This is a genomic window from Acinetobacter sp. YH1901134 (assembly GCF_013416965.1).
In the GTDB taxonomy this organism is placed as follows: domain Bacteria; phylum Pseudomonadota; class Gammaproteobacteria; order Pseudomonadales; family Moraxellaceae; genus Acinetobacter; species Acinetobacter amyesii.
Genome location: NZ_VPEW01000012.1, coordinates 23,084 through 44,973 on the forward strand (window position 1 = coordinate 23,084; position 21,890 = coordinate 44,973).

At 41.6% G+C, this 21,890-nt stretch carries 17 protein-coding genes; 10 read left to right on the forward strand and 7 right to left on the reverse strand.

The window, feature by feature from the left end; translation table 11 throughout:
• Positions 1 to 32: 32 nt before the first annotated feature.
• Entirely contained in the window at positions 33 to 545 is a 513-nt protein-coding gene (locus tag FTV50_RS12460; protein ID WP_180024598.1) for a hypothetical protein, read from the forward strand.
• 398 nt (positions 546 to 943) lie between these two features.
• Here FTV50_RS12460 and blaOXA read toward each other — a convergent pair whose 3' ends face one another.
• The gene (gene blaOXA / locus FTV50_RS12465; RefSeq protein ID WP_373683691.1) at positions 944 to 1,795 is read right to left on the reverse strand and encodes a class D beta-lactamase; all 852 of its coding nucleotides are present in this window, start codon (positions 1,793 to 1,795) and stop codon (positions 944 to 946) included.
• A gap of 202 nt (positions 1,796 to 1,997) precedes the next feature.
• Here blaOXA and FTV50_RS12470 point away from each other — a divergent pair, with 202 nt between their 5' ends.
• Complete coding sequence (locus FTV50_RS12470) at positions 1,998 to 2,807, forward strand: toxin-antitoxin system YwqK family antitoxin (protein ID WP_180024599.1); 810 nt, start codon at positions 1,998 to 2,000, stop codon at positions 2,805 to 2,807.
• A gap of 41 nt (positions 2,808 to 2,848) precedes the next feature.
• Here the strand turns inward: FTV50_RS12470 and FTV50_RS12475 are convergent, their stop codons facing one another.
• Complete coding sequence (locus tag FTV50_RS12475) at positions 2,849 to 4,555, reverse strand: diguanylate cyclase (RefSeq protein ID WP_180024600.1); 1,707 nt, start codon at positions 4,553 to 4,555, stop codon at positions 2,849 to 2,851.
• 1,096 nt (positions 4,556 to 5,651) lie between these two features.
• On the opposite strand from FTV50_RS12475, the gene omp33-36 reads away from it, so the two are divergent.
• Positions 5,652 to 6,533, forward strand: coding sequence for a porin Omp33-36 (omp33-36, locus tag FTV50_RS12480; protein ID WP_180024601.1), 882 nt, complete (start codon positions 5,652 to 5,654; stop codon positions 6,531 to 6,533).
• 59 nt (positions 6,534 to 6,592) lie between these two features.
• Here the strand turns inward: omp33-36 and FTV50_RS12485 are convergent, their stop codons facing one another.
• Positions 6,593 to 7,288, reverse strand: a complete 696-nt coding sequence (locus tag FTV50_RS12485; protein ID WP_180008803.1) for an ion channel — start codon at positions 7,286 to 7,288, stop codon at positions 6,593 to 6,595.
• Positions 7,289 to 7,539: 251 nt separating this feature from the next.
• On the opposite strand from FTV50_RS12485, the gene FTV50_RS12490 reads away from it, so the two are divergent.
• The gene (locus tag FTV50_RS12490) at positions 7,540 to 7,914 is read left to right on the forward strand and encodes a hypothetical protein (RefSeq protein ID WP_180024602.1); all 375 of its coding nucleotides are present in this window, start codon (positions 7,540 to 7,542) and stop codon (positions 7,912 to 7,914) included.
• A gap of 89 nt (positions 7,915 to 8,003) precedes the next feature.
• Here the strand turns inward: FTV50_RS12490 and FTV50_RS12495 are convergent, their stop codons facing one another.
• Both FTV50_RS12495 and FTV50_RS12500 read right to left on the reverse strand, forming a co-directional pair.
• Positions 8,004 to 9,719 (reverse strand): cation acetate symporter, encoded by a 1,716-nt coding sequence (locus tag FTV50_RS12495; protein ID WP_111884487.1) that lies wholly within the window; start codon positions 9,717 to 9,719, stop codon positions 8,004 to 8,006.
• Between the two features lies 1 nt (position 9,720).
• Positions 9,721 to 10,053, reverse strand: a complete 333-nt coding sequence (locus tag FTV50_RS12500; protein ID WP_078193192.1) for a DUF485 domain-containing protein — start codon at positions 10,051 to 10,053, stop codon at positions 9,721 to 9,723.
• A 181-nt stretch (positions 10,054 to 10,234) separates the two neighbouring features.
• On the opposite strand from FTV50_RS12500, the gene FTV50_RS12505 reads away from it, so the two are divergent.
• Positions 10,235 to 13,723: a PAS domain-containing hybrid sensor histidine kinase/response regulator gene (locus tag FTV50_RS12505; RefSeq protein WP_180024603.1), complete on the forward strand. Its 3,489-nt coding sequence runs from the start codon at positions 10,235 to 10,237 to the stop codon at positions 13,721 to 13,723.
• A gap of 427 nt (positions 13,724 to 14,150) precedes the next feature.
• Positions 14,151 to 14,918 carry a hypothetical protein gene (locus FTV50_RS12510; RefSeq protein ID WP_180024604.1) on the forward strand — a complete coding sequence of 256 codons (768 nt, stop codon included), beginning with the start codon at positions 14,151 to 14,153 and terminating at the stop codon, positions 14,916 to 14,918.
• Positions 14,919 to 15,048: 130 nt separating this feature from the next.
• Here FTV50_RS12510 and FTV50_RS12515 read toward each other — a convergent pair whose 3' ends face one another.
• Positions 15,049 to 15,699, reverse strand: a complete 651-nt coding sequence (locus tag FTV50_RS12515; RefSeq protein WP_078190543.1) for a response regulator transcription factor — start codon at positions 15,697 to 15,699, stop codon at positions 15,049 to 15,051.
• A gap of 375 nt (positions 15,700 to 16,074) precedes the next feature.
• Between FTV50_RS12515 and msuE the strand changes: the two genes are divergently transcribed.
• The 4 genes from msuE (at position 16,075) to FTV50_RS12535 (ending at position 20,607) form a co-directional block, all read left to right on the forward strand.
• On the forward strand, positions 16,075 to 16,806 hold the full coding sequence (msuE, locus tag FTV50_RS12520) for an FMN reductase (protein ID WP_078190544.1): 732 nt from the start codon (positions 16,075 to 16,077) through the stop codon (positions 16,804 to 16,806).
• 39 nt (positions 16,807 to 16,845) lie between these two features.
• Positions 16,846 to 17,952 (forward strand): dimethylsulfone monooxygenase SfnG, encoded by a 1,107-nt coding sequence (gene sfnG, locus FTV50_RS12525; protein ID WP_180024605.1) that lies wholly within the window; start codon positions 16,846 to 16,848, stop codon positions 17,950 to 17,952.
• Between the two features lie 496 nt (positions 17,953 to 18,448).
• Entirely contained in the window at positions 18,449 to 19,867 is a 1,419-nt protein-coding gene (locus FTV50_RS12530) for a deoxyribodipyrimidine photo-lyase (RefSeq protein WP_180024606.1), read from the forward strand.
• A 125-nt stretch (positions 19,868 to 19,992) separates the two neighbouring features.
• Positions 19,993 to 20,607 (forward strand): riboflavin synthase subunit alpha, encoded by a 615-nt coding sequence (locus tag FTV50_RS12535; RefSeq protein ID WP_180024607.1) that lies wholly within the window; start codon positions 19,993 to 19,995, stop codon positions 20,605 to 20,607.
• A gap of 71 nt (positions 20,608 to 20,678) precedes the next feature.
• Here FTV50_RS12535 and FTV50_RS12540 read toward each other — a convergent pair whose 3' ends face one another.
• Positions 20,679 to 21,857: an acyl-CoA dehydrogenase family protein gene (locus tag FTV50_RS12540; protein ID WP_180024608.1), complete on the reverse strand. Its 1,179-nt coding sequence runs from the start codon at positions 21,855 to 21,857 to the stop codon at positions 20,679 to 20,681.
• Positions 21,858 to 21,890 lie beyond the last annotated feature (33 nt).

Here is a 21,890-nt window from a genome sequence, read left to right on the forward strand (position 1 = left end):
AAACGGTGATTCATTCACCGTTTTTTATTTATATGACTTTATTAGAGATAATTGATACAGCCATAAAAATTGGTTTAGGAGCACTGATAACTGGCGTAATTACCTACTTAAATCAAAAGGCAAATATTTCAGCATCAGTAGCAAAAGATAACCTTCTATATAATCGTAATTTATTGACCAATATTTCCAAAGATCTCGAGGAAATAAATCATCTCGTTTTAAAAATTTGGGCAATTTTTGAATTTGAAACAAAACAATCTCAACCAGCTCTTAATGAGATTTCAGACAGACTTAAACCTCTAAGACACGCACTTTTTAATGACTTTAATTTACTTAGCAAAAATGAAGGTTTACTTCTTTTACATGGATATATTGAACAACAAGAAAAGCTAAGAATTTATGGCGAATTACTCGGAAAATTTAACGCTTATACACTTTGTAAAAATGGAGCTATCAATGTTGAAACAACTGCTCAATATAGAGTTGAAATTTTAGAAGCTAGAAAATCACTTTATACGAGCTTAAACAAAGCCATTTCTAAATAAATTCTTGTTCTTCACAACATTCAATCACATGAAGGCGACATGGATGTCGCCTGTTTGACTGGGGCAGCACGGATGTGCCCTCAGTCAAACAAAAGCATTTTGCCTACTTTTGTGCTTTCAAAAGTAGGAATCTCCTACGCAATGGAAACTCAAACCCAATGCAAAGCGAGGACGTTTAGAAAGCATATTTTTTTGAAAATAACCTGAACTAAATCCATCCACAAAATTCGTGCCATCATTTTATACATTCTACTCGAACCGTTCGGACGTACCTTCAACCAAACAAAAGCATTTTGCTTACTTTTGTGCTTTCAAAAGTAAGATAAATCCTACGCAATGGAAGCTAAAACCTAATGCAAAGCGAGGACGTGCCAACTCAAAATTCAAAATTCAAAAAATTAACGTAAATAATGAAACACACCCAACTTATCCAACACATCCAACGTCAACTGCTTACGCTCCGCCACATCATCCCCTGCAGCCATCTGCAAATTCAAACTAAACGCCGTGATCTTGCCATGACCATCATCTACCCAACCGGTATACCAACCGACTTGGGGTTCAACATCCATGCCCCAACCGCTCTTGGCATATAACTTCGCATCTCCACGGCTTTCAATATAAAGCATGTCTTTGACTTGCTTCTGTATAGCAACATCAAAAGGCAAGGTTTGTGTGGCAAGTTGATAAGCAAATTGGACTTCTTGCTCAGGCGTAATCTTTAACGGCCCAACCAACCAAAAATTATCCACCTGTTTGCCAATATTGGCATTGCCAAAACCGACCCGTTTGACTTCTTGTTGCATTAACGCCAAACCTATTCGCCTTGCCAGTTCCTGATATACAGGAACTGCAGATGCTTGCATGGCTTCACCCAAAGTCAGGTCTTTTTCCCATGAGGGGAAAGCACGTTTTTCACCTTTCCATTTAAAAACTTCATTGGCTGTCGCCTTCTGATGCTGCAAACCAATTAAAGCATTTAACATTTTAAAGGTAGATGCAGGAATGTATTCAGTGTGGGCGCGCTGTAAGTCATTGCCATAATGACTTAAACGCTGACCATCAAATGTGACAAATACTGCCTGTGTTTGTGCTTGATTAAATAAAGACGGAATCTCACTCACCCGTGAATTTTCTAAATTGGCTTGAGTGGTTTGTTTTAAGTGTTGAGATGAATCCAACATGCCTTCATTTGTTGTACATGCTGACAAACCCAGGACAGTCATCAACGATAGATATATTTTTTTCATTGCACTATTTTTATGGCGTTTAAAGTCCACAGTATAAGATGAAGTTCAGACCTGAATTGTGTACTTTTCAACAGTCTTGTATCTGTTGCAAACTTAGCATATCGACTATTTATTTTTAAACAAAACATCCTTATGATGACGCCTATCGTGAACTCAACAACGAATAATTTTTAATTTTTTAAAATATAAAAGCATACTAACAATGAATAAATTTATCTTAAGTTTCAGCCTCTTATTATGTCCGATATATAGCTTTGCCGATGGCTATCTAAACGAATACATGGTGCTGTTTGTCTCACAAGAAGACCCCGATCTTAGCCCATGGAAAGATAAGCCGCAGTGTAAAGCCCTCAGCACCCCGACACCACACAAAGGGATCTTTGAAAATCAATATGTCTATGCCAATGGCAATGCCCTAACCACCATCTTTCTGAGCAACAGCAAAATTAAAAACGGTGAATGTGAACATCTCATTCACTTTCCAGATGGTATTCAAGGCTCAGGCGTATTTGAAAGTTTCTTCCCCAACGGCAAACCCCGTAGCCGCATTGCCTATAAAAATGGGGAGTACGAGGGCAAACTTGAGTTTTGGTTTGCCAATGGGATAAAAGAGCAAGAAAGTAGCATCATCAATGGTGAGTCGCAGGGGGATTACAAAATTTGGCATCCAAATGGGCAACTGGCTTTTTCTCAAAATTATAAAAATGGTCTCGAAAATGGCCTGCGCCAACGCTGGTACAGTAATGGTAAACCATGGACCTATGCCAATTTTCAAAACAATAAACTGATTGGCGAGCTGAAAATGTGGTTTGAAAACGGCAAACTAGAACGCCAAGGTTATTATCGTAATGGCGTTCGTCATAACAGTTATAAAATTTGGTATGACGATGGGCAACCTGAAGCGGTGCTTCAGTACGATTTAGGCAAAATTACCCAAGCCCAGTGTTGGAATGAAGACGGCAGTCAAATGAACCAACAAGCCTGCAATAAATTATATAAAGATGAAGATTAATTCATTTGTCTGGCTAACTTTATGAATCTGCCAAGCTGCGTTTAGACTGAAACACGATCACGCCCCGCAGCTTTGGCTTTAAACAATGCTTGGTCTGCTCGCTCTAATAAATCGATCCAGTTTTCAGCCCCCACTGCCACACCAATACTCACCGTCACAATGAGATCGGCTTCGTCCTTTGCCAAATTAAAATTCACATTCTGAATATCGTGCCGTATAGTTTCGGCAATGTGTTGGGCTTTGAGCATATTAATCCCCTCGATCAGGACTAAAAACTCATCTCCTCCATATCGCACCACCAAGTCGGATGAACGAATATGTTTTCGTAATTGATTGGCAACATGTTGAATCACCAAATCGCCGACAATATGCCCATAGCGATCATTCACCTGTTTAAAGTGATCAATATCAATCACGATCAGTGCTGTATGTAAAAAGCCTGAATTTTGGCTGTCGCGAAATTTAATATATTCATCTAAGGCAAAACGATTGGCGACATTGGTGAGTGAGTCAGTATTGGCAATATGTTTAAGCTGAAATTCAAAGGCATCACGCTGTTCCAACATGTTTTCAATATGCTGAATGGCATCAAATAAACTGAGATAACCTACTTTGGCAGGTTCAATCACGCCTTGATCCATTTGTCGGTGACGAGCCAGTTTAAATAACTGATTACGAGCACGAATTAAAGGTTCAAACACCCATTTCTTGGCATAGAACATCGTTAATAATGCAGTCAGTAATGACACGAGCGAGACAAAAAGCGTGAAAATCAATTTATTTCGCGCTTCACGTTGTTCATCCGCAGCTACTTTGAGACTGTAATCTAAAATATAACTTTGCAATTCCACCACTGTGACAAATTTGTTGACCATTGCATCAGTGAGCTGGGTGCCATCCATGTGATAACGCTGATGTTGAAGACTTTTTTGAGTCAAACCATCAATAATTGGCAAACCTTTATCTAAAAATTCCGTCCTTACCGCATGATGTAACTGTTTAAACTCGGGAGTTTTGTCATGTTCGGACTGCACGACATTGATCAATTCCCATAGATAGCGTGTTTGACGCTGGGTTTGTAAACTCCGCGCTAAATTTTGTTCTGGAATTTCCTGTTGAAATGATACCGCAGCCATAATATTTGATGCGACTCTTCCCGCCTGATCACGTAATTCTGCCAATAATAAAATCAGCGTGTAATAATTCGATACACGGGTATCTTTACCATGTGAATGATTGACCAATTTCTGCATGGCAATATAGCTTTGATCCCAAGCTTGGAACATCGCCAAAATGGCATGATCCAATTTTTTAGCTTCACGCTGTTGTGTCGGCAGCGCAATATATTGATCGACCGTTTTGCGACCCTGCAACAAATATGGATATAAATTGGACTCTAACTGCTGGGCGATCGGTGCAAAGCCCGTTTCTTTTAAAACTTTCAGTGTATCTTGATATTGCCGATCAACGCCTTGACGATATTCAGCCAACTCAATAATTTTTTGCTCGCGCTGTTCACCTTGACTCGACATTGCACTGTTAGCTGGCGCACGTTCACGGGAAATTTGGTTGGTTAAATCTGCCACCATTTTCAGCATCTGAATTTCTTTCAGCGCTTCGGCACTTTTGAGGTAATGTTGATTGCTGCTCACAATCAATGGAACACTGATAAATACGATAGACAAGACGATTACTAGCATCGCAAGTTGCAAGCGCTTACTAATATGCTCTGTTCGTAATGTTTGCATCTATTTTATGCCCCACACTTGTTGCATACCCCAACCCACTTCTCAACTAAACGCGGGAATATTTAAATTAATGACCAATAATTTATTAATTTGTAAAGTGAACATTTATAGCTCTAAATTCTATATAAATGTGCTTAATCTGTCACATTTTTATCGCTTTAGAACGAGATAATTTGCTAAAAAACAGCAGCATATTTCAAAGCGAAATATTTTTTATTAACTTGTTTAAATAAATATTTACAATTGCAATAAATTGGTGCAGAATGCACCGTATTAGGGCACACTAGATTTCTTCCTCAGCAGAATATTTTAGTTTCCCGAAAATTTTGGCTAAAAAATCCTGATTTTCCTTGAAAATCAGGATTTTTTTTGTCTATATCACTTTAATTGAAAGATAAATAGAATTATTAACGCACCATAAAAGTGCATTTATTTCTACGAGATATTTGCTCTATATTTTATCTTTAATATAAAGTTGCATTTTTGAATAAAAAAAAGCCCAACCTTGGGGAAAGCTGGGCGAATAAAAAACAATAATGGAGAATCAGGGTCAAAGTCACACTTTTAAACAGTGTGACGACTCGATTGGCAAATTATGGATCAAATAAAACCTGATGTAAAGCCAAGTATTTCACTAGGATATTAAAAATATCACAAAGACACATATTTAAGTGACATATCCCTCAAACTTAAAACAAAAATGTCTATTTAATATACAAATAAGTGGTTTTAGCCCAACAATTCAGCAGTCAAAGTCCCGATTTATTACCTCAAATGCGTGAAAAGCGTTAGAATTTACCCACTACAATAAATGTTATTTTGAATTAAAATAAAAATAATAATTGTTATTTTAGATTGAAAAGTTGTGTATTTTTTCAAGTGTATTTTTTTAATTAAGAATTTAATCAAACTTACTTAATTGTTCTCAATGATTTTTTTTCAGTGACTTATTAGTTAGAGTAAAAACTGAATTTCTTATTATGAAATAAAGATCTGAGTCAGAGACTGAATAATAACCTTTAGGATCATTGACTTAATATATTGTTACAATACAATGCTCAATGTTTAATCCATTTGTAACAACTGGTAGAAAATCATGAAAAAACTCGGTTTAGCCACTGCTTTATTATTAGCCATGACCGGTGCTCAAGCTTACCAATTTGAAGTTCAAGGCCAAGCAGAATACATCGACACAACTGCAAATGACAAAGATTTCATTGGTGGTGTTCAAGGTACTTACTACTTCAAAAATGTTGACTCTACAAAAGGTCCTTTAGCAGAAGCTGCATTCTTAAACCAAGCTTCTAACGTATCTGTTGCTTACAACTACGGTGAAGTTGGTTCACAAGGTGTTGACGTAGTTGCTCATAACTTTGGTGCTAAAGCTGAAGCTTATGTTCCAACTAAAGTTGTTCCTGTATATGCAAGCGCGTCTTACAGCCACACTATTTTAGATTCTAAAAACCAAGCATCTAAAGTATTAGAAGACAACGGCGACCGTTATGCATTAGAAGTTGGTGCGCTTCCAACTCAAAACTTCTTAGTTGCTGTTGGTTACACTAGCGTTGCTGACCAAGCTGCTGTTGACGCGTTCAACGTTATGGGTAACGGTGTTGCTAAAGCTGTTGCTGAAGCTACAACTATTGGCCAAGACCAAGACGCTATCACTGCACGTGCTAAATATGTTGGCGCAATCGACGACACTAACATGGCAATTGGTTTCGAATCAGGCATCATCTACGGTGATGACACTGCTTACCAATTCAAAACTGATCTTTTCGTAACTCCTAAATTAAGCGTTGGTGCTTCTTACGCTGAATCTAGCTTTGCTGGTACTCCAGACTCAGCTTGGGGCGCGAACGTAAACTACTTCATCACTCCTGCTGTTGCAGTTGGTGCTAGCTATGTAAATGCTAATGCTGAAGAAGTTGCGCTTGACACTCAAACTGTTGGCGTAAACGCTAAATTCCGTTTCTAATTCATATTAGATATTGAATACCAAAAAGGACGCATTTGCGTCCTTTTTTTATTCTGTCATTATTTGTCTTTGGGCTCATGGCGTTCCGGTAAATGGGCAATATATTGCAATGCTATTAAACGTGAAACGATGAGAGCCAAATACATCACCCCACAGAACATTTGAAGCATCGCCAACACCCGTGCAGGCGCGCTCACTGGCATGAGATCTGACAAGCCCGTGGCAGACTGCAAACTAAAACTTAAAAATAATAAATCTAACCACGACTGCATACCCGGCTCTGCAGGATTCACAAAACTATCCGGATAAATCAGCTGACAAATACTATAGAGAAAGGCAAAACCCCATGCGATGAGGGTAAATACTGCCCCTGCTGCAAAAAGTTCGTCTTTGGTTAAATAGCGATCGGCAAACATATAGCGTAATAAGCCATAGGCTGCACTAAAATATGCGCATGCTTCAAAACCATGCGCAATAATTTGAATATTGGGATGATTTACACCGAGCATAATCAAAGTAGAAAACAATACGGCGCAGCCAACAAAACTCAGTCCTAGAATCGTAAACATTGGAGTTTGGCGAATCACTTTGGCAATGATCAATAGTACCGACACCCCAAGTACCCAAATTAGCGCACGAAAAGACAGACTTTCTCGGGTAATCGCGGTTAAAACCAAGATCAGAAACTGCACCAGTAACAGCCATGCTGAGGGTAAAAGTCTAAAGCTTTTCCAAAAATCTACAAAACCTTGCATTATTTTCAATCTCTATATTTTTTTCATGCGCTGAAATGATCGATCTGAAGCATCATCAACTGATTGATTTTAAATTAGCACGAAGTGAGTTTTTTTTAATGCAAAAATTTGTTGATCTTAATCTAAAAAAGCATCCATATGAGCACTGTTCTAGCTGGGTTTCTTATTACCAAAGAGGTTCAAAAAACCTACTGTAAGTTTCAGTTTTCAGGCACATATTCAAAGGAATCTCCTACGTGGTAGATTTCATTATGAAAAAACATCTCGTATTTGCACCCCTCTGTCTGCTCATGCTCTCTGCCTGTACACAAAACAGTCCGCTCCTCAAAGGCCATGAAAATTATGTGGGGACTTGGCAAAACAACCACAGTGAATTAGTGATCAAATCGTCGGGCGAAGTGACGTATCATCATCAAGCACATACTGAAAAAAGTATTGCCAACCAAACCTTCATTGGTGCTGAACAGTCGCGAATAAAAGCCCATTTGAGCAGTTTTGGTGATCAGAGCTTTAGCATCGGTCAGGATAATTTCTCTCAACAATTCACCATTCAGCGCTCGCCTTATCAAGATGATCAAGGCCATTGGAAAATGTCGATCAATGGAGAAAATTATACACGCAAATAGGACAGAGATTTGTCTACAAACCTCTACGTCATATCATTCACTAAATATAAAAAAAGCCCCTTATTAGGGGGCTTTTTAGGCGATTCAGATTAGTGATCTGAAGCACCAGAGATACCAATACCAGTTTGTGAACGTACATACTGTGCATCGAATGCTTTACGCTCAGCTTGTGCTTGTGCTGAATTATCAGTCACAGAGAACAACCAGCAGCAGATGAATGCCAATGGCATTGCAAAGATAGCAGGACCATTGAATGGGTTAATTGGTGTTTCAGAGATTGCGAATGTATCTACCCAAACTGCTTTAGACAATACAATTAGAATCACGGCAGTTGCTAGACCAACCACACCACCAATCACTGCACCACGCGTCGTTAATCCTTTCCAGAACATCGACAATACAAGCACTGGGAAGTTTGCACATGCAGCTACAGAGAATGCAAGACCGACCATGAATGCAACGTTTTGTTTCTCGAACAAGATACCTAAAATCATTGCGAAGATCGCAAGACCTAAAGTCGCGATTTTAGACATACGAAGTTCAGATTCAGGTGTAGTTTGACCTTTCTTGAATACGTTTGCATACAAGTCATGTGAAATTGCTGAAGCACCAGACAACGTTAGACCTGCAACTACTGCAAGAATGGTTGCGAATGCTACCGCTGAAATGAAGCCCATGAACAAGTCACCGCCCAATGCATCAGACAAGTGAACCGCTGCCATGTTGTTACCACCAACAAGTTCTAACTTGCCAGTTACCGCCATTTTCGCTACATCAAGAAATTGTGGGTTGTTCGATACATAAAGGATCGCACCAAAACCGATGATGAAAGTTAATAGGTAGAAGTAACCAATAAAACCTGTAGCAACAACTACTGATTTACGTGCTTCTTTTGCATCTTTTACAGTAAAGAAACGCATCAAAATGTGTGGAAGACCTGCTGTACCGAACATCAATGCAAGACCTAGAGAGATCGCATCAATTGGGTTGGCTGCAAGTTTACCTGGACCCATAATGTTTGCAGCTTCAGCTAAAGATACATCATGTACTTTAGAGAAAACTTGGATCGATTGAGTGAACATTTCAGAGAAGCTGAAGCCCACGCCTTTCATGACCATGAATGCCATGAAGCTTGCGCCAGAAAGTAGCATCACTGCTTTAATGATCTGTACCCAAGTTGTTGCCAACATACCACCGAAGATTACATAAGCCATCATCAGTAGACCAACGATCACAACCGCAATGTTGTAGTTCAAACCGAATAGCAGTTTAATCAACTGACCTGCACCCACCATCTGTGCAATCAGGTAGAACGCTACAACCACAAGTGAGCTTACTGCTGCAAGGGTACGGACAGGTTTCTCAGCTAGACGGAATGACACCACGTCAGATAAGTTAAACTTACCTAAGTTACGCAGACGCTCAGCCACCAAGAACAATACGATGGGCCAACCCACCATAAAGCCCAATGAATACAGCAAGCCGTCAAAGCCTGAACTGAATACCATTGCGGAAATACCGAGAAACGATGCTGCTGACATGTAGTCACCGGCAATCGCTAAACCATTTTGGAAACCCGAAATACCACCACCGGCAGTATAGAAGTCTGCAGTGTTGGTGGTTTGCTTCGCTGCCCATTTGGTAATAAACAAAGTCAAGCCAACAAAAATTGCGAACATGATAATCGCATGCCAGTTGGTTGCTTGTTGCTGTGCTTCACCTAAATCTGGTCCAGCCATTGCCATGCTTGACATGAGCAGAGCAGGAGCCGCTAATACTATTGCTTTCAATGAATTCCATTTCATCTTAGTGCGGTCCTTTTTCTTGAGTAATTGCTTCTACTTCACGCATTGCTTCTGCGTTTAATGCATCCAACTTGTTGTTTGCAATATACGAATAAACACCACACAGTAAGAATGACAATACGATAATGCTTAGACCTAATGGCATACCAATCGTGGTCACACCACCACTCACGGATTGCATCAAGAACTCTTTGTTATAGCCCACAAGGAGCATAAAGCCGACATAGACCACCAACATGATGATCGTCAAAGTCCAGCTCAACTTACTTTTACGGCTGACCATTTCCTTAAATTTTGGATTCTGTAGAATTTGTTCTACCTGTCTCTCATCCATAATATTCTCCTTACGCCGAACCTTGGCGCGCAATTTTCTAATTCGAATTATTTCGAAGCTAAACTTACCAATGTTCCTTATCTCTTGTAATTTAGACTTTGGTCGTTAAATTTTGAGCAATAACCTCCCTAAGCCTATGGATGCGTTATCATTAAGCGAGAATTAATATGCTGCAGGCTTTATGAATAGTTGGCTTATCGTCGGGGTATTGGCCCTTTACATCGCATTACTCTTTGTATGTGCATTCTTTGGTGAAAAGCATGCCAGCAGGCTCAGTACTCGCGGCAGAATGCTTCTCTTTAGCCTAACTTTAGGGGTTTACTGTTCATCTTGGACATTTTATGGCGCAACAGGTGCCGCCGTTCGTGAGGGCATTATTTTCCTGCCAATTTATCTGGGACCGCTGCTATTTGTTGCGCTCGGCTATGATATTTGGCGACGTTTAGGGCGTGTCCGTCAGCATCATGCCATTTCATCGATTGCCGACTTTGTAGCAGCACGATATGGTAAAAGTGGCCCCTTAGCATCACTGGTCACGATCCTTGCCGTAATTGCCATTATTCCCTATTTAGCCTTGCAGCTACGTGCGATTGCCTTAAGTGCAACAGTCATTTTAGAACCGACCGCTGGTCTGACAGGTACCACCAATAGTGTGCTGTTTTTGACCGGTATATTGGCGATTTTGGCGATGATGTTTGGGACAAGACAGATTGCCAATACTGAACAGCACGGCGGCTTAATGTTGGCTGTGGCATTTGAGTCTTTCGTCAAGCTGTTTGCACTACTTGCAGTCGCATTTTTCTTTGTTTTTGAATCACCTGAAAACATGGCGCAAATCAGCCATGACATTAGCAGTACATTTAAAGATGTCCAGCTCAAAGGTGTGCCAGAAAGCTTTTGGATTCAAACATTATTGGCTGCTTTAGCGATTATTTGTCTACCACGTCAGTTCCATGTCGCGGTGGTTGAACTGCGAGATGAAAAGCATATTCGTGGTGCTCGTCGTTGGTTTGCCATTTATCTGATTTTAACCATTATCGCGATCATCCCGATTGCCAGTTGGGCGCTGCATGCAGCACCGGCTTACTTGGCAATACCCGATGTTGCCGTGCTCTCACTGCCTTTAAGTTATAACCAAGACTGGTTGACCTTACTTGCATTTCTCGGTGGTTTTTCAGCTTCGACAGGTATGCTGTTGGTGTCGTCAGTGGCCTTGTCGATTATGCTCAGTAATGACTTGATCATGCCTGCACTATGGCGTACACGTTTATTATCACGCCATGATAAGCGCCTACCACTCGTACTGAAATTCACACGTCGTGTATGTATTTTAGCGGTCATGTTATTGGGCTTCTTGTTCTTCCATTTCTTCAATGACATTGACCAATTATCGGTATTTGGATTATTAGCCTTCAGTGCTGTGGCACAGTTTGCACCGGCGCTAATTGGTGGTTTGTATTGGCGTGGCGGAAGTAAGCAAGGTGTATATGCGGGTCTGTTGGTCGGTTTTGGCATGTGGGCTTATACCCTGTTATTACCAACCGTATTGCGTAGCTTACCTGAACAATTTAAAACATTTACCGAAAATCTTTTAAGTCAGGGTCCGCTAGGCTTGAGTTGGTTACGTCCTGAAGCACTGTTAGGGTTTGAATCTTTCGATCCACTTACCCATGGCGTAGTTTGGGCACTCGGTTTAAATATCACCCTCTATATTTGGATTTCCCGCGTCTTCCGTCCAAGTGTTGCCGAGCAAATTCAGGCCGAAAGTTTCTTTTATTATGAAACCAAGCCCCTTCCTGCTCAAAGTACATCGAATGACATCAGTTATATTCACCATGATGTGGCGCGCTTAAAAGTAGGTGATCTGATTACTTTGGCAAAACGCATTACCGGTGAAGGTCCAACCATGCGTGCCTTCAACCAGTTCTGCGCACAAAACAATGTCGTTTTGAATGAAAATAGCAGCGCCAACGGCATGTGGTGGCGTTTTACCGAACAGTATCTTGCAGGCACCATCGGTGCGGCATCTGCCCGTACCTTACTCACCACAGCCATGGTTAATAATGGTTTAGCACTCGGTCAGGTCGCCAATATTCTTGACCAAGCCTCACAGTGGCAGCGCTTTAACCAAAACCTGATCATGACCATGATCGACCATATGACTCAAGGTGTGTCCGTGGTTGATGAAAATATGTGTTTGGTGGCATGGAACAATCAATACCTCAAACTGTTTGATTATCCAAAAGACATTGTCTACGTCGGTTGCCCAATTTCAGACTTGATTCGTTATAACGCTGAACGCGGCGAATGTGGTCCCGGTTCAGTCGAAGAACATGTGCGTAAACGCATGCATTGGATGCAAGTCGGCAGCGCACACGAATTTGAACGAATTCGTAAAGATGGTCGTGTAATTCAGATGCGCGGGAACCCAATCGAAGGCGGTGGTTTCGTCACGACCTTTGCCGATATTACCGCATTCCGTGAAAATGAAGCCTTGCTTGAAGGGCGTGTGCAAGATCGTACCCAACAGTTGGCAGATGCCCTGTCAGAACAACAACTGGCACGTGAGCAAGCCGATAAAGCCAATATGTCGAAAAGCCGCTTTATTGCTGCTGCAAGCCATGACTTATTGCAACCGATGCATGCTGCGCGTCTGTTTAGTACCGCCCTCGAGCAAAGCGTACAAAATGACGATGATCGTAAAACGCTTCAGCAACTTGATCGTGCGCTGCATGGTGCGGAAAGTATGCTCTCTGCCCTCTTGGACATTGCACGACTCGAAGGTGGAACCATTCAACCGAAACGTCAGCCTTATCCGCTACATGACTTACTCAGCGATCTTGAACTGCAATTTAAATCGATTGCAGCACAGCGTAATATCAAACTGACCGTACACGATGCTCAGTTCTGGATTGACACCGACCCACAGTGGATTCGTCGTATTATTCAAAACTTCGTCAGCAATGCCCTACGCTATACGGCGCGTGGTCGTGTTGTGGTGGGTGTGCTACGTTCAGCACGTCCGGGGCATATTCGTATTGGCGTTTGGGATACAGGTCCTGGGATCGCGGAAGAACAGCGCATTAAGTTGTTCCAAGAGTTCGAACGCTGTGGACATACCTCTCCATGGGGTGAACAGGGTTTGGGCTTAGGTTTAGCCATCGTGCAACGCATGACCAGCTTACTCGACTACCCAGTACATGTGTTCTCAGAACTTGGTCATGGTTCATGCTTTATGATTGAAGTCCCTGTAGTCGCTGCGCCAAAAGTGGTCGCTGCACCGACTCAAGCCGTTCCGCTGAAAACCAAAGCCTATAAAATTCTGTGCTTAGACAATGATGAAACCATTTTGGAAGGGATGTCGACCTTACTGACCAAATGGGGCTATCAAGTCTTTAAGGCCACTGAACCTGAACAGGCCATGAAGTTAATTCAACAAGAAAATATTCAAGTTTGGTTGGTTGACCAACACTTAAATAATAATAAGATCGGTCTCGACTTTATTTTAGATAACCGTCAGGAAAATGTCCCTGTGGCGCTGATTACTGCAGATTCTGATCCTGAACTACCGCAACGTCTAAAAGAGTTAAACATCGTCTTACTGAAAAAACCATTGAAACCAGCTTCACTGCGTTCATGGTTATCTGGTTTGAAGATTTCAAATCAGTAGCGCTGTTACAGGACATCGCTCTGTGAAAAGTAGCCCATTTCATTCACATGAAATGGGCTTTTGTTTACCTTACTTTTACTTAAACTTACCTAACTGGCAAAAAAATTTGTCTCAGCGGCAAGATCATTCAAAATAGCCCCGATATTTCGTCTATTTATTAGCCATAAATATCAAATTTTGATTGCCTATGGCAAAAGATATCGAATGCATGAGTGAACACTTGTACACTTAGTTACAATTAAAAATATATTTGATTTAAATCAGATTTTTACAAGCAAAAATATAAACTAAAACTTTAGTCTTATATTTAGCTGCCGCCGTTCGTTTTAAAAATATTCATAAGAAGTTGATCAGTTTCAAGCCAATTCAAGAAGCGTCATAACTCAACACTTGAGAAGCTGATCCCCCGCATATTAGGAGTGATCTTGTGAATATTTCAGAAACAATGCCGCATGGTTTTGATCAAAATCTACAGTTTCATCGTCAGTATGGTGCCAATGCCATTTTGCCAGAGATCGATTGGCGTCAATTATTTAAGTACAGCAAATTAAGTGATGTGCAAGTCGAAGCGTTGGAAACGCTCTATCGCAGTGCCGTTCCTCTTGCGTTACAGGTATTTGACGAACTGAATTTTGATGTCTTTGCACCGAATGCTTACAAACCCCAAGGTCTTGGCTTATTCGATCGACTGGCAGAACAAGAAGATCTACTGCTGCAAAATTTAGAAGCAGAATCCAATAGCTTAGGTTTGGACACCCGTCATCAGATTTGGAGCATGCTACTGCGTGGTGGTGCGGTCTTGGTATTTAAAGCGTGGCTCGGTAAAGTCAAAACCGACAAAAACCAGCTGGATAAAACACAGTTTGATGAATTATCCGATTTACTGTTTATTAAAACGGCGCCATTTGAATTGGCTCAACGTTTAAATGTCGATGCCAACTCCAAGCAAGACCATATCTTCCTGATGTATGACAATGATGTCTATCTGGACCGTTTTAACAGTTTAGAAACTGCAGCTCTATTTGTGGATTTGGGCGTTTATGACGCTGCCTTTTTGAGTTTACGTGATGACCGTGTCGCGGATTATCTCAAAGCGCGCGGCTATGTGACCGATGAACAAATTGATGAATTGCAATGTGCGCTCAACCCTTTGTACTGTACGGATTTGACGCCTAAGCAAGACTATATTGCTTAAGTTATTGTTGGATTGATTTGTCGCTTTTAATAACCGCACGGCATTTAAAGCGAAATGATCCAGCGCCAGCATTAGTGCTTAAACAAAAAAAAAGACCTCCATCGTGGAGGTCTTTTTTTTGAAAAAATCCTTAGATTTTCTTTTCTTCAATATTCAATGCATTAATTGCCAATACAGCTTGGGTTCGGTTTTGTACGCCCAACTTACGGAAAATTGCCGTTACATGCGCTTTAATAGTTGCTTCAGACACATCCAACTCATAGGCAATTTGTTTGTTCAGCAAACCTTCTGCCACCATCATTAACACGCGGAATTGTTGCGGTGTTAAAGACTGAATACGTTCTGCCAATGCCGTTTCATCTGCAGCACGTGGATCAAAGTTCATATTGGCAGGTAAATTTGGTGGCAACCAAATCTCTCCTTCTAAGACTTGACGAATCGCTTCACCAATGTGACTTGGATGCGCAGATTTTGGAATATAACCCATCGCACCATGTGCAATTGCACGTTGGATAATCGACGCTTCTTCATGCGCAGAGACCACAATGATTGGAATCGATGGATATTGTGCGCGAATATGCACCAAAGCAGAAAAGCCTGAAGCACCCGGCAAGTTTAAATCCAATAACACAAGATCAGGCTCAGGGCCATTTTCAAGACGTTCATAGCATTCATTGACTGCTGCAGTCTCATGAATTTGCGCCTGAGGCAAACTATAACGAACCGCCTGAATTAAAGCATGACGAAACAGCGGGTGATCATCAACGATTAAAATATTCATAAGCAACGTGAGAGATCTTGTGCACAATGACCCTATTCTAACCACACATGCTATGTGAAGGATATGCAAGAACTTATTTTTTTGCATTTAAAATGTAGATTTTCACCTAAAATGCGTCTTTTTTCGCATTTTCTATAAATCTTTAAATCTAATCATATTTTCATATAAATTTTATCAACACAGTAAAAATGCTTATATCTAAGCATTATATGTTGAAATATCAACAGTTTAAAATTTGAAATTTCACGAATCTTGTGATTTTTCCAACATATCTAAAAATCAGATAACTTTTCTGATTTTCGTTATTTTACAGTGATCCACCCCATCGGGATTAATAAAAGGCATTCCGAGAAACCACACTTTTAGGTTTAAAAAATGTCTCAAGTTAATCTACAAAAACCCCTGAATATTGTTGCTGTGTCAGGTGGTCTAAACAATCCATCTAAAACTGAAGCTTTGGTACAAGCTATTGTTGATGAGCTCGGTGATGCGACTCCAATCAATGTGCATTTTATTAAGTTTAGCGAAATTGGCAATTTATTAGGTGGTGCGATTTACCGTAACCAATTGCCACAACGTGTACAAGATGACCTTGCTGCCGTTGAAGCTGCTGATGCACTGATTGTTGGAACGCCAGTTTACCGTGCTTCATTTACAGGTCTGTTTAAACACTTCTTTGACTTTGTCGAACAAACTGCATTGGTCGATGTTCCTGTCTTGCTTGCAGCTTCGGGTGGTTCTGAACGCCATGCCTTAGTGCTTGAACATCAACTGCGTCCATTGTTCAGTTTCTTTCAAGCGCAAACATTACCGATTGGGGTCTATGCAACAGATCGTGATTTCACCCCTGAATACACCATTCATAGTGAATTACTCCGTGACCGCATTACTTTAGCTGTAGCACGTGCGCTGCCGATTTTGGAATGGGCTCCAGCCAAAGGTCAGCGTGCTGAAGTGGTGAAAGCCAAGTCTCAACAAGCCAACCAAAACTTGGGCATTAATAAGCAAATCGAGCAAGAAGAAGTCCTTCCTTCTGCAGCCGTTCCAAGTTTGGATGCTGCTGAAGCTCGACTGCATAGTAAAAAGCCAAAAACGCAAGTGGCCTAAACACCACAGCATAACAATTCGATCCCGAGGGTTTGCAAAATGTCAGTACAAGAAAAAAACATTACATTTGCGTATTGGGTACCAAACGTCAGTGGTGGTTTGGTGGTCAGTAATATTGAACAGCGTACCGATTGGAGCTATGACTATAACGTGCGTTTGGCACAAGCTGCAGAAAAAAGTGGCTTTGATTATGCGCTGACTCAAATTCGTTTTACCGCAGGCTATAACGCGGAAAATCAACACGAATCAGTTAGCTTCAGTCATGGTATTTTGGCCAAAACTGAAAAGCTCAAAGTCATTGCAGCGATTTTACCCGGCCCTTGGAAACCGGCTCTGGCTGCGAAACAATTGTCGACCATCGATCATCTTACCAATGGCCGTATTGCGATTAATGTCGTGAGTGGCTGGTTCCGTGGTGAGTTTGATGCGATTGGTGAAGAATGGCCCGAGCATGATCAACGCTATGCGCGCTCTGAAGAGTTCATTCGTAGCCTAAAAGGTGTTTGGACGCAGGATAACTTTAGTTTTGATGGTAAATACTATCAATTTAAAGACTACACTCTATCTCCGAAACCGGTGCAAAAACCGCATATTGAAATCTTCCAAGGTGGCAGTTCACGTGCAGCACGTGACATGGCATCACGTGTTTCCGATTGGTACTTCACCAACGGCAATACCCCTGCTGAGTTGAAAAAGCAGATCGATGATATTCGTGAAAAAGCCAAGGCCAATAACCATCAGGTCAAAATCGGGGTGAATGCCTTCATCATTGCCCGAGATACTGAGGAAGAAGCCCAAGCGGTGCTTCAAGCTATTATCGACAATGCCAATACTGAAGCGGTCAATGCCTTTGGCGATGCAACTCGTGAAGCAGGTGCATCCACAAAAGAAGGCGAAGGTAACTGGGCAAAATCTACTTTTGAAGATTTGGTTCAATATAACGACGGCTTTAAAACCAATCTGATTGGCACGCCACAACAAATTGCCGAACGCATTGTGGAACTCAAAAGTGTAGGTGTCGATTTGGTTCTCTCAGGTTTTCTCCACTTCATTGAAGAAGTGGAATACTTTGGCGAAAAAGTGTTGCCACTGGTTCGTGAACTGGAAGCTCAACAGCAGCAAGTTGTGCAGGCTAAATCAGCATAATTGTTGATGGAGTCACAGCTCATGTAATCAGCATAATAATCACAATCGGCTCACTTCACTTTCCTCCCCTAAGGCTCGGCTTAGGGGATTTTTTATCTCGAGTACCATTTAAAGACATGCTCTGATTCTAGAAAATGAGCTGACCTGTAGACAAAGAAAAAGCCCGACATCCTGTCGGGCTTTTTCTATATGGATACTTAAGCATGACTCCTGTCTTGCTTCACAGTCCTGATGGTGAACACTTTGTTATTGTTTTATGTTCCGGAACGTCCTGTTCCTGTATAAGTTCATCTTAGGTAAAATTTAAAAGCACGCATAGCGTCTAAAAACTTCGTTGCTTGTACGCTTAAGCTGACAGGATTGTGCGCAATCGGTTAACTTAAACCATAGATATTATATGGTTTTTTATAAAAATCGATATTTTTTAGATGATTTTATCACCAATAGACACCCCGTAATTCCTGTGATATTTCCAACAAAACAAGAGGCAATAAACATGCAACTGGTTTGGTTTCGACAAGATTTAAGACGACATGACCATAGCGCACTGTGGCAGGCGACACAGTCTGGTCCAACGATTGCCTTTATTGCGCTTTCTCCTGAACAATGGGCAAGGCATGATGATGCCCCCATTAAAATCCATCGCTATCTTGCCCAACTGGAACTTTTGCGACAGCAATTGGCTGAACTAAATATTCCACTGATTATTCAGCATATTCCCCATTGGTCAGACATCGCCACTGAGCTATTAACCTTATGTACTCAGCTCAATATACACACTGTTCATGCACATATTGAACATGGTGTGAATGAACTTAAACGAGATCGCGAAGTACAACAGTTATTAGAACAGCAGCAGATCTCTGTTGAGCTGTACCATGACCGCACCCTGTTTCCTGTTGGCAGTATTCGCAATCAATCTGGACATCCTTATCAAGTTTTCAGTGCATTTAAGAAAAATTGCTACGAAAAATTGAGTATCAGTCTGCCTACTTGTTATCCCACTATTGAAGCCCAAGCGGCTCTCGAACCGCATCCGCTGTGGCAAAATCAATTTGATTTACGTCCTTTTTATCCCACATCGCTGTTAGCTACTCAAATCGAGCTTTGGCCGATTGGAGAAGATCACGCAATACAGTGCTTAGATGAATTTATTGAACAACATCTGCATCGTTATGCTGATGATCGGGACTTTCCTGCGCTCAATGGAACCAGTCGAATTGGCATGTATTTAAACTTGGGCATCTTGTCTATTCGCCAATGTCTGCAAGCCCTGTTTCGTGAACAAGGCGGCTATTTCCAGATCGACCACAGAGGACAACAAACTTGGCTCGATGAGCTGCTTTGGCGTGAATTTTACCAGCACATTTTATTTGACTACCCGCAAGTTTCTCAGCACCAGCCGTTTCAAACCAAAACCTTAAAAATAAAATGGCGCCATGCACCACAAGACTTTGCTGCGTGGCAATACGGCCAAACGGGCATTCCGATCGTCGATGCAGGGATGCGTCAACTACTGGCTACGGGTTGGATGCATAATCGGGTGCGGATGATTTGTGCCATGTTCCTTAGTAAGAACCTACTGATCGATTGGCGGTTGGGGGAGCAATGGTTTATGCAGCACCTTGTCGATGGCGACTTAGCGGCCAATAATGGCGGTTGGCAATGGTGCGCCTCGACGGGTACAGATGCTGTACCTTATTTTCGGATTTTTAACCCGATCAGCCAATCTCAGAAATTTGATCCGAACGGAGATTATCTACGTCAATGGCTACCTGAGCTGGCAGATTTGGATGCAAAGCAAATTCACCAACCCTTTGCCAAAAATCCTCAATTGGAATTGAACTACCCTCAGCCGATCGTTGACTTAAAACAGTCTCGCCTAGCGGCAATTGAAACATTCCGAGCATTGTAGGCCATTGCCAAAATCGAACTGCGACAGATCAAAATGCTGTACTGAAATGGTCACTCTAAGGCATAGCCGAGCGTTCGTTTTGTCCCTACAATACAGAAAACGCAAATCATTTTAGAGACGCTCCCATGTATACAGGCATCGTGCAAGGTTTAGAAAAAGTCTTAGAGATTCGTCAAGGTAATGGCTTCACAACCTTGGTGATTTCAAATCATCAGAATTTTTTTCATGATGTCTTTATCGGGGCAAGTGTGGCGATTAATGGCGTGTGTTTAACGGCTACACATATTGATTTGGCAGCCAACCAAGTGCATTTTGATGTCTCTGATTTGACCAATCAACTCACCACATTAAAAGCACTCAAGGCCGGTGATGAGGTCAATGTCGAACGCTCAGCCAAAGTTGGGGCAGAAAATGGTGGTCATAATCTGTATGGTCATATCGAAGGCACAGCCACGATCAAAAACTTAGAGCATCGCGGGGAAACCTTTCATCTCGATATTCACATTCCGGCAGGCAATATTAAATATTTCTTTCTCAAAGGTTTTATTGGGCTCAATGGTTGTAGTTTGACTGTGAACCGTGTTGATCGTGCCAGCAGTGAAATTTCAATCGATCTTATTCCTGAAACACTGCGCCTCACTACATGGAAAGATGTCCAAGTCGGTGATGCCGTGAATTATGAGATTGATCAAACAACGCGAACCTTAGTTGATACCTTAGAAAATATTCATCAGCGTTAAATCGACTGACAGCACATTGCAAAAAAGCCTCCAAAACGGAGGCTTTTTATTGGCTCATGTGCAATATACGTTTAAGAATAAAAACTTGGATCTGGCACTTTCGCTGTGAGCACCCATTCACCGACCTCCTGATATTTATAATCAATCGGATCGTGTAAGGTTTGGGTACGTACATTGCGCCAGAAGCGATCTAAATTTAGTTTGGCAGTTGTGGCACGTGCGCCCATCACTTGGAAAATATTTTGCGTAATGTATAGCGAGCTATTGGTGGCTGCGATTTTGGCTGTTGCAATCGCAATAGAAACTTCTCCACGTTGTTCCGCCGTTAAAGCTTCACCAATCTCCCAAGCCCATTGCAAACGCTGAACCGCTTTATCTGCCAATAAACGTACACTTTCTAATTGCACATAAAACTCAGCAAAATGCTTTTGAATAAATGGGTCATTCACTGCATTTTCAACCAATGATTTTGACCATGCTTTTTGGTTTTGAACCGTCTGTTTTGCTGTTTCAAAAGCCCCTTCGGCTACCCCCAAGAACATATGTACAAAGATCAACTGTGCAATCAAAGGGCGTAAACTCGAATAAGGTGTACTTAATGGGCCTGGGTTCAGTAGTAATTCATCTTTGGAAATTTTTACCTGTTCAAAATGGCTACTTCCACTGTCGGTTTGACGTTGTCCCATATTGTCCCAATCGCCGAGAAAACTGACGCCTTCACGTGCTGTAGGAATCACCCCGATCAATAATTTTCCATCTTCATTGAAGCCAGAACACAGCAAAATGTCTGAATCCATGGAACCCGAACAAAAACTTTTATCGCCATGAAACACATATTCATGTTCAGACAGTTGCGTCGCTGTAGTACGGCGGTCTAAAGGGTTTAGGGTGTTGCCCCAAAATATATGCTCACGTGCAGTCTGTTCAAACCACGGGCCATATTGCTCGGGCTGCGCGAACAACTGCACGGTTGCAATCAATAAATGATGAAAACCATAAACATGCGCCAATGAGCTATCCACTTGAGCAATGGTTTGAATGGTTTTAAAAATCGTCTGCCAATCTGCACCCTGTCCACCGTATTGTTTTCCAATGGACAATGCAAGTAAACCACTTTGACGAATCAAATCACGTTCAGCTTTGGGATTTCCCCCCTGCTTATCACGCTGAGCAGCCGTCGTGGCAAATTCTGCCGCCAGTTTTTGGGCAATATCGATCGGATCTTGAGTCAATGGAGTTGAAGCATTCATATGTCTGTCTGATTATTCTGTTACAGTTTTAGC

Bases quoted from the DNA above. Each gene is read 5' to 3' on its own strand.
- FTV50_RS12460 (WP_180024598.1), top strand. From the start codon at position 33: ATGACTTTATTAGAGATAATTGATACAGCCATAAAAATTGGTTTAGGA.
- FTV50_RS12500 (WP_078193192.1), bottom strand. From the start codon at position 10,053: ATGGATGAGAGACAGGTAGAACAAATTCTACAGAATCCAAAATTTAAG.
- blaOXA (WP_373683691.1), bottom strand. From the start codon at position 1,795: ATGAAAAAAATATATCTATCGTTGATGACTGTCCTGGGTTTGTCAGCA.
- FTV50_RS12515 (WP_078190543.1), bottom strand. From the start codon at position 15,699: ATGAATATTTTAATCGTTGATGATCACCCGCTGTTTCGTCATGCTTTA.
- msuE (WP_078190544.1), top strand. From the start codon at position 16,075: ATGTCTCAAGTTAATCTACAAAAACCCCTGAATATTGTTGCTGTGTCA.
- FTV50_RS12505 (WP_180024603.1), top strand. From the start codon at position 10,235: ATGAATAGTTGGCTTATCGTCGGGGTATTGGCCCTTTACATCGCATTA.
- sfnG (WP_180024605.1), top strand. From the start codon at position 16,846: ATGTCAGTACAAGAAAAAAACATTACATTTGCGTATTGGGTACCAAAC.
- FTV50_RS12530 (WP_180024606.1), top strand. From the start codon at position 18,449: ATGCAACTGGTTTGGTTTCGACAAGATTTAAGACGACATGACCATAGC.
- FTV50_RS12475 (WP_180024600.1), bottom strand. From the start codon at position 4,555: ATGCAAACATTACGAACAGAGCATATTAGTAAGCGCTTGCAACTTGCG.
- FTV50_RS12490 (WP_180024602.1), top strand. From the start codon at position 7,540: ATGAAAAAACATCTCGTATTTGCACCCCTCTGTCTGCTCATGCTCTCT.
- FTV50_RS12535 (WP_180024607.1), top strand. From the start codon at position 19,993: ATGTATACAGGCATCGTGCAAGGTTTAGAAAAAGTCTTAGAGATTCGT.
- omp33-36 (WP_180024601.1), top strand. From the start codon at position 5,652: ATGAAAAAACTCGGTTTAGCCACTGCTTTATTATTAGCCATGACCGGT.
- FTV50_RS12470 (WP_180024599.1), top strand. From the start codon at position 1,998: ATGAATAAATTTATCTTAAGTTTCAGCCTCTTATTATGTCCGATATAT.
- FTV50_RS12495 (WP_111884487.1), bottom strand. From the start codon at position 9,719: ATGAAATGGAATTCATTGAAAGCAATAGTATTAGCGGCTCCTGCTCTG.
- FTV50_RS12485 (WP_180008803.1), bottom strand. From the start codon at position 7,288: ATGCAAGGTTTTGTAGATTTTTGGAAAAGCTTTAGACTTTTACCCTCA.
- FTV50_RS12540 (WP_180024608.1), bottom strand. From the start codon at position 21,857: ATGAATGCTTCAACTCCATTGACTCAAGATCCGATCGATATTGCCCAA.